The organism is Streptomyces sp. JNUCC 64, from assembly GCF_054484115.1.
In genome coordinates, this window is the sequence record NZ_CM137015.1 from 5958917 (window position 1) to 5973137 (window position 14221).

At 72.2% G+C, this 14221-nt stretch carries 10 protein-coding genes and 2 pseudogenes; 5 read left to right on the forward strand and 7 right to left on the reverse strand.

The genetic code is table 11. The features are described 5' to 3' along the window. Positions 1-23: 23 nt before the first annotated feature. Positions 24-863 (reverse strand): serine hydrolase domain-containing protein, encoded by an 840-nt coding sequence (locus tag ACVWNX_RS24635; RefSeq protein ID WP_454409986.1) that lies wholly within the window; start codon positions 861-863, stop codon positions 24-26. Between the two features lie 145 nt (positions 864-1008). Here ACVWNX_RS24635 and ACVWNX_RS24640 point away from each other — a divergent pair, with 145 nt between their 5' ends. Then, on the forward strand, positions 1009-1677 hold the full coding sequence (locus ACVWNX_RS24640; RefSeq protein ID WP_454409987.1) for a MerR family transcriptional regulator: 669 nt from the start codon (positions 1009-1011) through the stop codon (positions 1675-1677). Continuing rightward, entirely contained in the window at positions 1674-2690 is a 1017-nt protein-coding gene (locus tag ACVWNX_RS24645) for an aldo/keto reductase (protein ID WP_454409988.1), read from the forward strand. The genes ACVWNX_RS24640 and ACVWNX_RS24645 overlap by 4 nt, the downstream gene beginning before the upstream one ends. A 211-nt stretch (positions 2691-2901) precedes the next feature. On the opposite strand, the gene ACVWNX_RS24650 is transcribed toward ACVWNX_RS24645, so the two are convergent. The 3 genes and pseudogenes from ACVWNX_RS24650 to ACVWNX_RS24660 all read right to left on the reverse strand — a co-directional run. Then, entirely contained in the window at positions 2902-3774 is an 873-nt protein-coding gene (locus ACVWNX_RS24650; RefSeq protein ID WP_454409990.1) for a DUF4429 domain-containing protein, read from the reverse strand. Between the two features lie 75 nt (positions 3775-3849). Next, positions 3850-5058, reverse strand: a complete 1209-nt coding sequence (locus tag ACVWNX_RS24655; protein WP_454409992.1) for an alpha/beta hydrolase — start codon at positions 5056-5058, stop codon at positions 3850-3852. A gap of 360 nt (positions 5059-5418) precedes the next feature. Then, positions 5419-6051: pseudogene (locus tag ACVWNX_RS24660) on the reverse strand (TetR family transcriptional regulator); the annotation flags it as partial. 112 nt (positions 6052-6163) lie between these two features. On the opposite strand from ACVWNX_RS24660, the gene ACVWNX_RS24665 reads away from it, so the two are divergent. Together ACVWNX_RS24665 and ACVWNX_RS24670 are read left to right on the forward strand one after the other, a co-directional pair. After that, a complete protein-coding gene (locus ACVWNX_RS24665; protein ID WP_454409993.1) occupies positions 6164-7780 on the forward strand; it encodes an MFS transporter in 1617 nt (538 codons plus the stop codon). A gap of 702 nt (positions 7781-8482) precedes the next feature. Then, positions 8483-8986: a peptidase inhibitor family I36 protein gene (locus tag ACVWNX_RS24670; RefSeq protein ID WP_454409994.1), complete on the forward strand. Its 504-nt coding sequence runs from the start codon at positions 8483-8485 to the stop codon at positions 8984-8986. On the opposite strand, the gene ACVWNX_RS24675 is transcribed toward ACVWNX_RS24670, so the two are convergent. The 3 genes and pseudogenes from ACVWNX_RS24675 to aceE all read right to left on the reverse strand — a co-directional run bounded on the left by ACVWNX_RS24675 (position 8967) and on the right by aceE (position 13218). Then, positions 8967-9920, reverse strand: coding sequence for a potassium channel family protein (locus tag ACVWNX_RS24675; protein WP_454409996.1), 954 nt, complete (start codon positions 9918-9920; stop codon positions 8967-8969). The genes ACVWNX_RS24670 and ACVWNX_RS24675 overlap by 20 nt on opposite strands. 219 nt (positions 9921-10139) lie before the next feature. After that, positions 10140-10418, reverse strand: a pseudogene (locus ACVWNX_RS24680) (GNAT family N-acetyltransferase); the annotation flags it as partial. A 52-nt stretch (positions 10419-10470) separates the two neighbouring features. Continuing rightward, complete coding sequence (gene aceE, locus ACVWNX_RS24685; RefSeq protein ID WP_454409998.1) at positions 10471-13218, reverse strand: pyruvate dehydrogenase (acetyl-transferring), homodimeric type; 2748 nt, start codon at positions 13216-13218, stop codon at positions 10471-10473. 543 nt (positions 13219-13761) lie between these two features. Here aceE and ACVWNX_RS24690 point away from each other — a divergent pair. Further along, positions 13762-14202: a DUF3052 domain-containing protein gene (locus ACVWNX_RS24690; RefSeq protein WP_454409999.1), complete on the forward strand. Its 441-nt coding sequence runs from the start codon at positions 13762-13764 to the stop codon at positions 14200-14202. The last annotated feature ends 19 nt before the right edge of the window (positions 14203-14221 follow it).

Consider the following 14221-nt stretch of genomic DNA (forward strand, 5'->3'; position numbering starts at 1 on the left):
CGGGGGGACGGGAGCCGGAACGGTCACAGCTCGGCGAGCACCGCGTCGGTGAGCCGGGGCCAGACCTCCACCGCCCAGGGGCCGAAGGGCCGGTCGGCGAGGGCGACGCAGGCCGCCCCGGTGCCCCGGCCGTCCGCCCAGCGGGCCTCGGGGTCGACCCACAGGAACGTGCCCGCCTGCCCGAAGTGCCCGAAGGTACGCGGCGAGGACGAACTCCCCGTCCAGTGCGGTGACTTGCCGTTCCGGATCTCGAACCCCAGCCCCCAGTCGTTCGGGTTCTGGTGCCCGTACCCCGGCAGCACGCCCTTGGTGCCCGGGTACTGCACGGTCATCGCCTCCGCCACCGTCCGGGGATCGAGCAGCCGGGGCGCCTGCACCTCCGCCGCGAACCGCACCAGGTCGTCGACGGTGGACACCCCGTCCTTCGCGGCCGAGCCCGCGCCCTCCAGCGTGGTGGCGGTCATCCCCAGCGGCTCCAGCACCGCCTGCCGCAGATACTCCTCGAACGGCATCTCCGCCGCCTTCGCCAGATGGTCGGCCAGCACCTCGAACCCGGCGTTCGAGTACAGCCGCCGCGTCCCGGGCTCCCCGACCACCCGGTGCTCGTCGAAGGCCAGCCCGCTGGTGTGCGCGAGCAGGTGCCGCACGGTCGACCCCTCGGGCCCCGCGGGCTCGTCCAGCTCCAGCGCGCCCTCCTCGTACGCCACCAGCACCGCGTACGCGGTCAGCGGTTTGGTGACCGAGGCCAGCGCGAAACGGTGCCCGGTGGCGCCGAAGGACCCCGCGAGCTCCCCGTCCGCCCGCACCACGGCACCCGCGGCGACCGGCACCGGCCACCCTTCCATCAATCCGAGGCTCTGCATCCTTCGAGCCTATCCACCACGGCCCGGGGCCCCGCCATGCCCCCTGTGGCCGTCGGGGGACGGCCGCAGGGAAGGTCGGACGAGGGGCCGGGACCCTCCCGCCATGCTTGCTTGGAGTGCGCTCGAAGGTCCTAGGTTGGAGGGCATGACGGTGATGGACACGGTGACCCAGACCTCCGCGACCCCCGGCCCCGGCGCCGTCCTCGACGCCGTCCCCCCGCCCGGCGGGCCCCCGGCGGGGGAGTCCGCCACGACCGGGCCGGGCACCTCCGCCGACGCGCCCGTCGACGTCTGCGTCACCGGCCCCCAGGGCCACCCCCGCCCCGAGGGCCGGGACCACTACACGATCAGCGAGGTCGCCGCGTTCACCGGGCTCACCGCCCACACCCTGCGCTGGTACGAGCGGATCGGCCTGATGCCGCACATCGACCGTTCCCACACCGGCCAGCGCCGCTACCGCAACCGCGACCTGGACTGGCTGGGCCTGGTCGGAAAGCTCCGGCTCACCGGGATGGCCGTCGCCGACATGGTGCGCTTCGCCGGACTCGTCCGCGACGGCGACCACACCTTCCCCGAGCGCCGCGTCCTGCTGGAGGCCACCCGTCGCGAGGTCCGGCACCGGATCGCCGAACTCCAGGACACCCTGGCCGTCCTCGACCACAAGATCGACTTCTACGCCGCAGCCTCGACGCCCGTAGCCGGGGACGCGTCCGTACCCCCCGCCGCACGCGTTCCCGGGGACGCGTCCGTTCCCGGGGACGTCTCCGCCTCTCCCGCCTCTCCCGCCTCTCCCGAAGGGACCCTCCACCGATGACCCCTCCCCCCACCGTCCGCCTCGGCACCGACGGACCGGAGGTCGGCCCCCAGGGGCTGGGCTGCATGGGCATGAGCTTCGCCTACGGACCCACCGACGCCGACGAGGCCCGGGCCACCCTGGAACGGGCCCTCGACCTCGGGGTGACCCTCTACGACACCGCCGACGTCTACGGCGCCGGTGCCAACGAGGAGTTCCTCGCGCCGTTCCTCCGCGCCCACCGCGACCGGATCGTCATCGCCACCAAGTTCGCCCTGACCATCGACCCCCGGGACCCGTCCCGGCGCTCCGTCGACAACCGTCCCGCCACCGTCCGCGCCCGCGTCGACGCCAGCCTCCGACGGCTCGGGACCGACCGGATCGACCTCTACTACATGCACCGCCGCGACCCGGACGTCCCACTGGAGGAGTCGGTCGGCGCCATGGCCGAACTGGTCCGGGCGGGCAAGGTCGGCCACCTCGGGCTGAGCGAGGTCACCGGCTCCGAACTGCGCGCCGCGCACGCCGTCCACCCGATCGCCGCCGTCCAGTCCGAGTGGTCCCTGTTCAGCCGGGACGTCGAACAGGGCGTCGTCCCCACCGCCGCCGCCCTCGGCACCGCCTTCGTGCCCTACTCGCCGCTGGGCCGGGGGTTCCTCGCCGGGGCCTTCACCCGCGCGGACCGGGACCTCGGCGCCGACGACTTCCGCCGTGGACAGCCCCGCTACAACGGCGAGAACGCCCTCGCCAACGCCGCCCTGCTGGAGCCCCTCCGCGCCGTCGCCGAGGCCCACGGCGCCACCCCCGGACAGATCGCCCTCGCCTGGGTCCACCGGCGGGCCGGGGTCCACGGGCTGCCGGTCGTCCCGATCCCCGGCACCCGGTCCCGTCGCAGGATCGAGGAGAACACCGCCGCGGTCCGGCTCTCATCCGCCCTCACCGGGGAGGACCTCACCCGGCTCGACGCCCTCGCCGCCCGGGTCTCCGGCGACCGCCACGCCGACATGGCCTTCACCTCGGCGGGCCGTCCCTAGGGGGTGTCTGACGATTCCCCGCGGCGTCGCGGCGCCCGGCACGCACGCTCGCCGCGTTGCCGAAAAGCCCTAGTAGCTCCGCTACGAGGACTCTCCGGCGCCTTGCGATCGCACGCACCGGACACCGCTCCTCACTCCACGGGAAATCGTCAGACACCCCCTAGCGCCCCGCGCGGGCACCGGCCCTTCCGGTGCTTCCCGGCCCGGATCCTCAGAGCTCGGCGAGCAGTTCGGCCTTCTTGGACAGGAACTCCTCGTCGGTGACGAGCCCCGACCGGTGGAGTTCGCCGAGGTGCCGGATGCGGTCGGCGATGTCCGCGGGGTCCCGCCGTCCGGGCACCGCGTGCGACACCGGGACCGCGCCCGCCGGACCGGCCGAGCGGATCGCCGCCAGCACCGAGGCGGCGAACGGCAGCGACTCGTGGACGGGCCCGTAGCCCAGCCCGAAGACGACGGCCGCCGGGTCCTGGTCGGCCTGCGCCGCCGGGGCGCCGGCGGCGTCCCGGCGCAGCAACCGCAGGTGCCCCTCGAAGAGTTCGGGGGAGCGCCACTCGACCCCGCTGAGGTCCCCGACGGGGAAGACCTGGTCGCCCGCCTTCCACTTGGTGGACGAGGCACCCGTCCACGACCAGCGGTAGGTGACGGCGCTCCCGTCGAAGGCCGCCTTCCCGTCGTACGCCTTGAAACCGAGGGGCGGCGCGGGGGGCTCCACCAGATAGCGCGGGAGGGAATCGCCGTCGGGGCCGTCGCCCGCGATCAGCGGCCGCAACTCGTCGGCGTAGTACTCGGCGAGGGTCGCGCGTTCCGCCGGGAGCACCAGCCGGTAGGGGTCGGCGCCCTCCTTCAACTGCCCGGCCGCCGCCTCCATCAGCGGGTCGGCGCCCCGCCGGGGAACGGCGTGCAGGACGACGGTGCCCCGTTTGCCCGGGGTCAGCGTCACCGCGGCGAGCGCCTCGTGGGGGACGTGGCGCTCGGTGAGCGCCTGGAACAGCCTGGGCGTGCGCTTCCCCCGTTCGAAGCGGATGTGCACGGAGTCGGACGAGAACTCCCAAACGGCGTGAAAACCGGCCAGTACATCACCCATGCGGGTCATCGTATGCGGCGGGGCCGTCCCCGTCCCGCCCGTGACCGACGGTACTTCTCCCGTTCTCTACGCGCGTCAGGCCCGGGTGGCCGCCGGAAGACCACTCCTGCACCCGTCGTCCCCACCGGCGCAGCGCACCCCGCGATAGCTCCCGACGCCGATCTCCGCGAAGTTGCGCAGACTCTCCGTACCCGGCGCGAAGTACCCCGCGTGACCGTCCGCCCCGCGCGCGGACAGCAACCGCGCCCCGAACGCGGGGGAGACCGGGTCGGCACCGTGCCCGATGCCGCCGAGTTCCAGATGGGGCACGTCCTCGATCCAGTCGCCGCCGTCACGGGTGGCCCAGATCCGGGCGTGGGTGCGCAGTTGGGACGCCCGGTCGGCACGCATCCCCGGGCTCCCCGCCACCGCGATGTCCGTCACCCGGGAGGGCAGCGACGGAGCGGCGACCCCGCACACCACCGAGCCGTAGCTGTGGCAGTACAGGGAGACCCCGGCCCGGCCGGGCAGCCCCCGCAGCATCGCGTTGAGGCGGACGGCGCCGCCCCGGGCGCGTATCGCGGTCGCCGCCTCCACCCCGATGCCGTCGGGCGCGGTGTAGTCGGCCCAGGCGATCACCGCGGTCCGGGTCTCCGGACTCGCCGCGCGCTCGGCGTCGTACAGGGCGCGCGCCATCCCGAGCGGCGTGGAGTGGGCGCGGTCGGCCCGCTCGAAGTTGCCCAGCGTGGTGTCCGCCCCCGGCACCACCACCGAGACCCGCTGCGCGCGTCCGAGGTCGCCGATGACTTCCGCTATCCGTCCCGTCCCGGTCGGATCGAAGGCGAGGACGTGCCGGTCGGGCCGGGCGAGGTCCCGGTAGCGGTGCATCCGCTGTTCCGCCCGGCGCTGGCCCTCCGGGGAGAGCCGGTCGTCGCGCATCCGCCGGGACTCCGCCTTCCGGGCCGCGTTCAGGGCGACGCGGTTGGCCCGGTAGCGCAGGGCCAGCGGCGCCCCGTTCATGTTGCCGACCACCAGCGGGTAGCGATCGGCCAGCCGCTCGCGCTGATGCGCGCGGAGCGAGGCGAAGAAGCGCGCCAGCCGGTCCGGCGGAGCCTGCGGATCGGGCAGCGCCCGGCCGTGCAGACTGCCGTTCTCCCAGGCCGCGAGCGCGAGCCTGAGCGGCGAACCGCCGTCCCGGCGGTGGTGCGCCGTCCAGCCGGTGGTCGCCAGCATGATGAAGACGATGCCCAAGGCGATCAGCGCGCGCCAGACGTTGAGTTGAGGGGATGCGTCGAAGGAAGTCACTGCGGGACACCCTAGGAGACGTCCGAGCCCCTCAGAGCGTCGCGTGACGCGGATCACGTTTCGCCGGTGAAGTCCCGCCCCGGGCCCGCCTTCCGCGTACGCCGGGGCGTACGGCCGGAACGGCCGTCAGGAGCGCCCGGCCCTCCGGACGGGGCCTTGCGCGGGCTCCTCGACGGGCTCACGGGCGGGCCCTTGAGCACACTCCCGGACGGGTTCCTGGACGGGCCCTTGGACGGCCTTTCCCGAGGGCTCCCCCGAGGGCTCCCCGCCGGGTCCCGCGTCCACCCTCGCGTCCGGTCCCGTGACCGACCCTGTGCCCGGCCCCGCGTCCGGTTCCGTGCCCGGTTCCGCGACCGGGGCGCGCCAGTCCGCCGCCAGCGCCGGGGCGAGCACGTCCAGGTGGTGCGCGGTGAGGTCCCGGATCGCCTGGACGCCGTCGTCCCCGCCCGCCGCCCACAACTGGCCCGTGACGCGCATGACGCCGCCGAACGCCGCGACCACCACCCGGGGGCGGGGGTCGGTCTCCACGTCCAGCCCCTCGCGCTCCGCGATCACCCGGGCGATCTTCTCCTCCATGCCCCCGAACCGGCGCAGGTGTCCGGCCAGCAGGGACGGCGTCGACTCGATCATCCGGTAGGTGCGCATGTGCAGGGAGAGGGGCACCGCCGTCTCGACGCCGTCCCCGATGGTGTCCCAGGTCAGCAGGATGGCCCGCCGGAGCGCCGTCAACGGGTCCTCGTCCCCGGGGCGCTCCCGGAGCGCGGCCAGGAAGCGCGCCTCGCTCATCTCCTGGACCGCGAAGACGACCTCTTCCTTGTTGGGGAAGTAGCGGAAGAAGGTGCGCTGGGAGACGTCGACGGCTGCGGCGATCTCGTCGATCGTGGTCCGCTCGAAGCCCCGCGTGGTGAACAGTTCGAGCGCCGCCCGCAGCAGCGCGTCACGCGTGCGCTGCTTCTTGCGCTCCCGCAGTCCCGGCCCGGGTGAGGTCGTCACCTATGTCTCTCCTCCTGTGTTCCCGCAGGTCAGTCTAGCTGTGAGCAAGGTGACAGCCGCCGACTACTGAAACCGGTTGTCAACTGTCAGAGGCTGACTTTAGTGTCCGCGTATGACTAGTCAGACCACCGTCGACAAGACGGGCCCGGTGGACGGGGCGCCGACCCCGCCCGCGCCGGGCACCGCCCGGGGGCTGCGCGGCCACCCCTGGTTGACGCTCTTCACCGTGGCCATGGGCGTGATGATGGTCGCCCTCGACGGCACCATCGTGGCGATCGCGAACCCCGCCATCCAGAACGACCTGGACGCCACCTTCGCGGACGTCCAGTGGATCACCAACGGATACTTCCTGGCCCTCGCCGTCTCCCTGATCACCGCGGGCAAGCTGGGCGACCGGTTCGGCCACCGGCAGACCTTCCTCGTCGGCGTCGTCGGATTCGCCCTCGCCTCCGCCGCGATCGGCCTCTCCGACGGCATCGCCTCCGTGATCGTCTTCCGGGTGGTCCAGGGTCTGTTCGGCGCGCTTCTCATGCCCGCAGCCCTCGGCCTGCTCCGCGCCACCTTCCCCGCCGAGAAGCTCAACATGGCCATCGGCATCTGGGGCATGGTGATCGGCGCCTCCACCGCGGGCGGCCCCATAGTCGGCGGACTGCTCGTCGAACACGTCAGCTGGCAGTCGGTGTTCTTCATCAACGTGCCCGTCGGCGTCCTCGCGCTGGTGCTCGGCGCGGTGATCCTCAAGGACCACCGGGCCGAGAACGCCCCGCGCTCCTTCGACGTCCTCGGCATCGCCCTGCTGTCCACGGCGATGTTCTGTCTGGTGTGGGCCATCATCAAGGCCCCCGAATGGGGCTGGGGCGACGCCTGGACCTGGGGCTTCATCGGCATCGCGGCCCTCTGCTTCGTTCTGTTCGCCTACTGGGAGACCAGGGTCGCCGAGCCGCTGATCCCGCTCGGACTGTTCCGCTCGGTCCCGCTCTCGGCGGGCGTCGTCCTCATGGTGCTCATGGCCATCGCCTTCATGGGCGGCCTGTTCTTCGTCACCTTCTACCTCCAGCGCGTCCACGGGATGAGCCCCGTGGAGTCCGGCGTCCACCTGCTGCCGCTCACCGGCATGATGATCGTCGGATCGCCGCTCGCCGGCGCCCTGATCACCAAGACCGGGCCCCGCGTCCCGCTCGCCGGCGGCATGGCCCTCACCACGCTCGCCATGTACGGCATGTCCACCCTCGACGCCGGGACCGGCAGCCTGACCATGTCCGTCTGGTTCGCCCTGCTCGGCCTCGGACTGGCCCCCGTGATGGTTGGCGCCACCGAGGTCATCGTCGGCAACGCCCCCATGGAGCTCTCCGGCGTCGCGGGCGGCCTCCAGCAGTCCGCCATGCAGATCGGCGGCAGCCTCGGCACCGCGGTGCTCGGCGCGGTCATGGCCTCCAGGGTGGACAGCGCGCTCCCCGGCAACTGGTCGGACGCCGGACTCCCGCCGCTCACCCCCGAACAGCTCGACCAGGCGTCCGAGGCGGTCCAGGTCGGCGCGGCACCGGTGCCCCCGGACGCGCCCGCGGAGGTCGCGGCGAAGATCACCGGCGTCGCCCACGACACCTTCATCTCCGGGATGAGCCTCGCCTGCCTGGTGGCCGCGGCCGTCGGACTGGTGGCGGTCTTCGTCGCCCTGCTGACCAAGCGCGGCGCCAACGCGGAGAGCGGTGGCGGAGCGGTCCACATCTGACGCCGGAACCGCGCGGACGCGAGGGCCCGCCCCGGCGGGTCCCGCGTCCCGCCCTGGCATCCCCGCCGTCCCCACCTCCGGCCCTGACGTCTCCCTCGCCCCGGCGGTCCCGTTGCCCTGACGGCCCTGACGGCCCCGCGTGCCGGGGCGTGCTGACGGGCCCACGTCCTGTGGGTGCCTACGTCCTGACGGGTTCCGTCGGGACGGGGCCGTCCCCGCTGGGGGTCCTCCTTGGCGGGACGTCCGCGTGCTGACGGGGTCACGCCCTGACACCGCCTGCCACGGGCCACCTGCTACGGGCCACCGGGCCACGCGCCACGCACCGACAAGAGCCGTGGGCGGTCGGCTGATCGGCCGTGCCAGCTGACGACCTCGACGTCAGCGGCGTCAGCGGCGGCAGCCGCGTCGGCGTCGCCCCGTCGAGGGCCGCTGGCTCGACGGCTGAGGGCTTGGCTTGGCATCGCAGGGCCCGGTGCCGACCGGCTTCGGTACCGACACCGACGGGGAGCGGCACCTCACCCCCGGGACGACCGCCCCTGCCCCACCGGAAACGAGCCTCCCAACTCTTGGACAACCCCATCAGTTCCCGACCGATGGGGTTTTCGCCTGTCCGTGTGGCGCCTCCCCGGAGTCCTTCCCTCCGCCCCCACCAACCAGCCACGCTTACACCAAGTCACCAAACCGACACGGGGGTTGAACGACATGCGCTCCATCCTGCTCACATCCGCCACGCTCACCGCCGCCACCGCGGCCCTCCTCCTCGGCCCCGCCCACGCGGGCGCCACCAGCACCCCGGCCGCCCACCACGCGAGCCTCCCGAAGGCCACCTCCGCCGTCACCCCGGCCACGACCACTCCGACGCGCGCCGCTCCGTCCACCACCACCCGCTCCGGAGCGAACGCCGCACCCGCACCCGCACTCACGCTGGGCCGCTGCGGACCGGGCGAACTGTGTCTCTGGTCGAAGGCGGACTTCAAGGGCACCCGGCTCACCTACGAGCTCTCCGAGATCGACATCGAAAGCTGCGTCCCGCTGCCCAAGGAGTCCACCGCCCAGGGCCTCGCCAACCGTCTCGGCCGCCCCGTCACCACCTATCAGTCGGCCACCTGCGGCGAGACCGGCGAATTCGACACCTACCCCGGCGACGGCACCTGGACCCCACGATCCCCCCACCGGATCCGGGCGTTCAAGGTGTGGGAGAACTGACGGACGCGGACGAGGATGCCGACGAGGGCGTGGTAACGGTCACGGGTGACGGCGCGGGCCCCGAAGCGGACGCCGACACCGACACGGAGACGGAGACCGCTGAGGACGCCGACCCCGGCACCTCCGCACCGCGACCCGGCACACCGGGGCCCGCTCCCGCCCCGTCCCCCGCCACAGCGGCCCCCGACCCACCGGACAGCGCGGCGACCTGCGCCCGCAACGCCCGGACCTCCGAGGCGAGCGCCTCGATCGCGGCAGTCTGACGGCGTTCCTCCGCGTCGTCCTTCTCGAACCGCGCGATGAACCAGGCCGCGATGTTCGCGGTCACCACACCCAGCAGCGCGATGCCCGACAGCATCAGCCCCACCGCCAGCAGCCGCCCCACCCCGGTGGTCGGCGCGTGATCGCCGTAGCCGACGGTCGTCATCGTCGTGAACGACCACCACACCGCGTCGCCCAGCGTCTTGATGTTGCCGTCCGGCGCCTCCCGCTCCACCGACAGCACCGCCAGCGAACCGAACATCAGCAACCCCACCACCGCGCCCACCACATAGGTGGTGAGCCGGATCTGCGAGGCCATGCGGGCCCGTCGCCCGACCAGCGCCAGGGTCGACACCAGCCGCAGCAGCCGCAACGGCTGGACGAGCGGAAGGAGCACCACGATCAGATCCACCCAGTGGGTCCGCACGAAGGAGCGGCGGTCCGGGGAGAGGAAGAGCCGCACACCGTAATCACCTGCGAAGGAGCCCCACACCAGCCACTCGACCACCGCACACGCCCGGGCGACCACCGGATCCGCGTCGGGCACCACGATCGGTACCGCGTAGGCGAGCGCGAAGACCATCGCGAGCACCATCAACGGCCGATGGGTGCGCGCCTCCCAGCGCGCCTGCGCCGAACCCCGCTCACGGGCCGCCACGGATGTCTCGTTCATGGCCGCATCGTGCCGCATCGCGACGAGCACGCACCAAGGGGGGAGAACGGCCAACCAGAGAACGGAACGAAAGAGGGGGATGGGGAAGGGGCGGGGGAGGGAGGGGGTGGGGGTGGGGGTGGGGGCCCCTCCCCCAGGTAAAGCGCCCCGCCCCCGCAGAACCCGTCCGGCCGATCAAGCCGGTTGCGGTCTCCGGGAGGCCGGACCGCCGTCAAGGCGCTACGGACGCGTCTCCGTCGGATCGGCGATCGGTTCGCGGTAGCGGACGTACTCGTTCCGGCGCTGGAACCCCACGTCCTCGTAGAGGTCGTAGGACCGGTGCGGGTTCGTGGTTCCGGTGGACAGCCGGGCGGTCTCCGCGCCGTGCTCGCGAAGGCACCGCAACCCGTCGAGTAGCAGGGCCCGCCCGAGGCCCCGGCGTCTGGACCCGGCCCGGACGCTCAACTCCTCGACTTCGCCCACCGTGGGGTCCCGTCGGCGGATGGAGCACAGGGCGACGTGCCCCGGGTGCCGCCCCCCCACGTTGCCCCGGGCACCGCCCCCACGTGCCCTAAGCATCGCCCCCCGCCACCCCGGGATCCGCCGCCGCCACGTCCAGCAGCTGGTAGCGGTCGATCGCCCGCTTCGGCGCGGACCGGTCGACCTTGCCCTCCTTGGCCAGTTCGGTGAGGACGGCCACCACGATCGAGGGGGCGTCGATGTGGAAGTAGCGCCGTGCCGCGCCCCGGGTGTCGGCGAAGCCGAAGCCGTCGGCGCCGAGCGACTGGTACGTACCGGGCACCCAGCGGGCGATCTGGTCGGGAACGGACCGCATCCAGTCGGAGACCGCGACGAAGGGCCCTTCGGCGCCCGACAGCTTCCGGGTCACGTACGGCACGCGCTGCTCCTCCTCCGGGTGCAGCAGATTGTGCCGTTCGACGTCGACGGCTTCGCGGCGGAGTTCGTTCCACGAGGTCGCGGACCACACGTCGGCCCGGACGTCCCACTCCTCGGCGAGCAGGTGCTGGGCCTCCAGGGCCCAGGGCACCGCCACCCCCGAGGCCAGGATCTGCGCCGGACGGGTGCCCCGGTCCCCGGCCTTCAGCCGGTACACGCCCTTCAGGACGCCCTCGACGTCGAGGTCCCCGGGCTCGGCGGGATGCTGGATGGGCTCGTTGTAGACGGTCAGGTAGTAGAAGACGTCTTCACCGGGCGCGCCGTCGGCGGTCTCGCCGTACATCCGTCGCAGCCCGTCCCGCACGATGTGCGCGATCTCGTACCCGTAGGCGGGGTCGTAGGCGACGCAGCCCGGGTTGGTGGAGGCGAGCAACTGGGAGTGGCCGTCGGCGTGCTGGAGCCCCTCACCGGTCAGCGTGGTCCGCCCGGCGGTCGCTCCCAGAACGAATCCACGCGCCAACTGGTCGGCCATCTGCCAGAACTGATCGCCGGTGCGCTGGAATCCGAACATCGAGTAGAAGACGTACACCGGGATGAGCGGTTCGCCATGGGTGGCGTACGCGGATCCGGCGGCGATCAGCGAGGCCGTGCAGCCCGCTTCGGAGATGCCGTCGTGCAGCATCTGTCCGGTGGGGGACTCCTTGTACGCGAGCAGCAGGTCCCGGTCCACCGACTCGTACTGCTGGCCGAGCGGATTGTAGATCTTCGCGCTCGGGAAGAAGGAGTCCATACCGAAGGTGCGGTACTCGTCCGGGGCGATCAGCACGAACCGCCTGCCGATCTCCTTGTCCCGCATCAGGTCCTTGAGCAGCCGGACGAAGGCCATCGTGGTGGCGATGGACTGCTGTCCGGAGCCCTTCCTGACGCCCGCGTAGACGGAGTCCCCGGGCAGCGCCAGGGGCTTGGCCCGGACCACCCGCGTCGGCACGTAACCGCCGAGCGCCTTGCGGCGGTCGTGCATGTACTGGATCTCCTCCGAGTCGCGGCCCGGGTGGTAGTACGGCGGCGGGCCGTCCTCCAACTGCCGGTCGCTGATCGGCAGGTGCAGCCGGTCGCGGAAGCCCTTGAGGTCGTCCACGGTCAGCTTCTTCATCTGGTGGGTCGCGTTGCGTCCCTCGAAGTTGGGGCCGAGCGTCCACCCCTTGACGGTCTGGGCGAGGATCACCGTCGGCTGCCCCTGGTGGGCCTTGGCCGCGGCGAACGCGGCGAAGATCTTCCGGTGGTCGTGCCCACCGCGCCCCAGGTGGAGGATCTGGTCGTCGGTCATGTCCGCGACCATCGCGCGCAGCCGGTGGTCGTCACCGAAGAAGTGGTCCCGGATGTACGCGCCGGTCTCCGTCGCGTACGTCTGGAACTGTCCGTCCGGCGTGGTGTTCAGCCGGTTGACCAGGATCCCGTCCCGGTCCTGGGCGAGCAGGGGGTCCCAGGAACGGTCCCAGACCAGCTTGACGACGTTCCAGCCGGCCCCCCGGAACTGGGACTCCAGCTCCTGGACGATCTTCCCGTTGCCCCGGACGGGGCCGTCCAGCCGCTGCAGGTTGCAGTTGACGACGAAGGTGAGGTTGTCCAGGCCCTCGCGGGCGGCGATCGACAGCTGACCCAGGGACTCCGGTTCGTCCATCTCCCCGTCGCCGAGGAAGGCCCACACATGGGACCGCGAGGTGTCGGCGACGCCCCGGGCCTCCATGTACCGGTTCATCCGCGCCTGGAAGATCGCGCCCAGCGGGCCCAGCCCCATCGAGACCGTGGGGAACTCCCAGAAGTCCGGCATCAGCCGGGGATGGGGGTAGCTGGACAGTCCGTACGGGGCCTTCGACCGCTCCTGGCGGAAGGCGTCGAGCTGGCGTTCGGAGAGCCGGTCGAGGAGGAAGGCGCGGGCGTAGATCCCCGGCGAGGCGTGCCCCTGGAAGAAGATCTGGTCGCCCCCGTGGCCCTCGTCCTTGCCCCGGAAGAAGTGGTTGAAGCCGACGTCGTACAGGGAAGCCGAGGAGGCGAAGGTGGCGATGTGCCCGCCGACGCCGATGCCGGGGCGCTGGGCGCGCGACACCATCACGGCGGCGTTCCAGCGGGTGGCGTTGAGGGCCCTGCGCTCGATCTCCTCGTTGCCGGGGAAGAAGGGCTCGTCCTTGGTGGCGATCGTGTTGACGTAGTCCGTGCTGCGCATCTCGGGGACGGCCACGCGCTTCTCGCGGGCGCGTTCGATCAGGCGGAGCATCAGATAGCGGGCCCGTTCACGGCCCCGCTCGTCGATGGCGGCGTCGAGCGAGTCCAGCCACTCCCGGGTCTCCTCGGGATCGAAGTCGGGCACCTGGCTCGGAAGGCCGCCAATGATGATCGGATTGCGATCGGTTCCGGAAGCCACGCTGTTCCTTCACTGTCCGGTGGCACGGTCGTGGGCCTTGCCACTGCTGGTGTGTGCGCCGTTTCCCATCGTGTACCGAGGGGTGGGAAACGTCATCCGGACCGAGCGGTAACCGCGAGCTCGGTCCGGCGGATGGGGCGGTGTGGTCCAAACCGCAACGATACGCGCATCTCGCTCCCGGGGCTCCGGGTGCGCGCCACCCGTGGACGCGCCCTCCGTCGCGCCCGCCCGCCCCCCGGCGCGCCGCCCTCCGGGGGCGGCCGACGGGGCCGCCGCACCGCCCTGGTTTATTTCTTCGTTGGGCCGCCTGCCCGCCCGCTGGTTCGCGAAACGGTCGAATGGGGCAGACTGGCGTGGTGTGTGTCACTGAATGCCGCGATTTCGCGCCTGAGGTTGCGGTGAGACGGTCGGGAACGTCACCGTTTCGGCGGTCTCGACGGCCGGGTACTTGCGCGATCCGCCCCGCCCGTGTGGACTACGGCCAACGCCCCGCGCTGGCGCGAGGCCGACAGACAACATCCGAACATGATCAGGAGGCAACCGGTGAGCGCGACCGCGGACCACGCGGAGGAGCGGACGAACCCTGCCGCCAGGCTGGGATTCCAGCCCGGGCAGGTGGTCCAGGAGATCGGCTACGACGAAGGCGATGTCGATCAGGAACTCCGCGAGGCCATTGAGGAGACGATCGGCAGCGACCTCGTCGACGAGGAATACGACGATGTCGCCGATGTCGTAGTGCTGTGGTTCCGCGAGGACGACGGCGATCTGACGGACGCGCTGGTCGACGCCATCGGTCTGATCGACGAAGGCGGCCAGGTCTGGCTGCTGACGCCGAAGACCGGTCGCGACGGCTACGTCGAGCCGAGCGACATCAGCGAGTCGGCCCAGACCGCCGGTCTCTCGCAGACCAAGAGCATCAGCGTGGCGAAGGACTGGATCGGCAGCCGCCTCATCACGCCGAAGGCCGCGGCCAAGAAGCGCTGACACCCGTTCCACGGGCCAC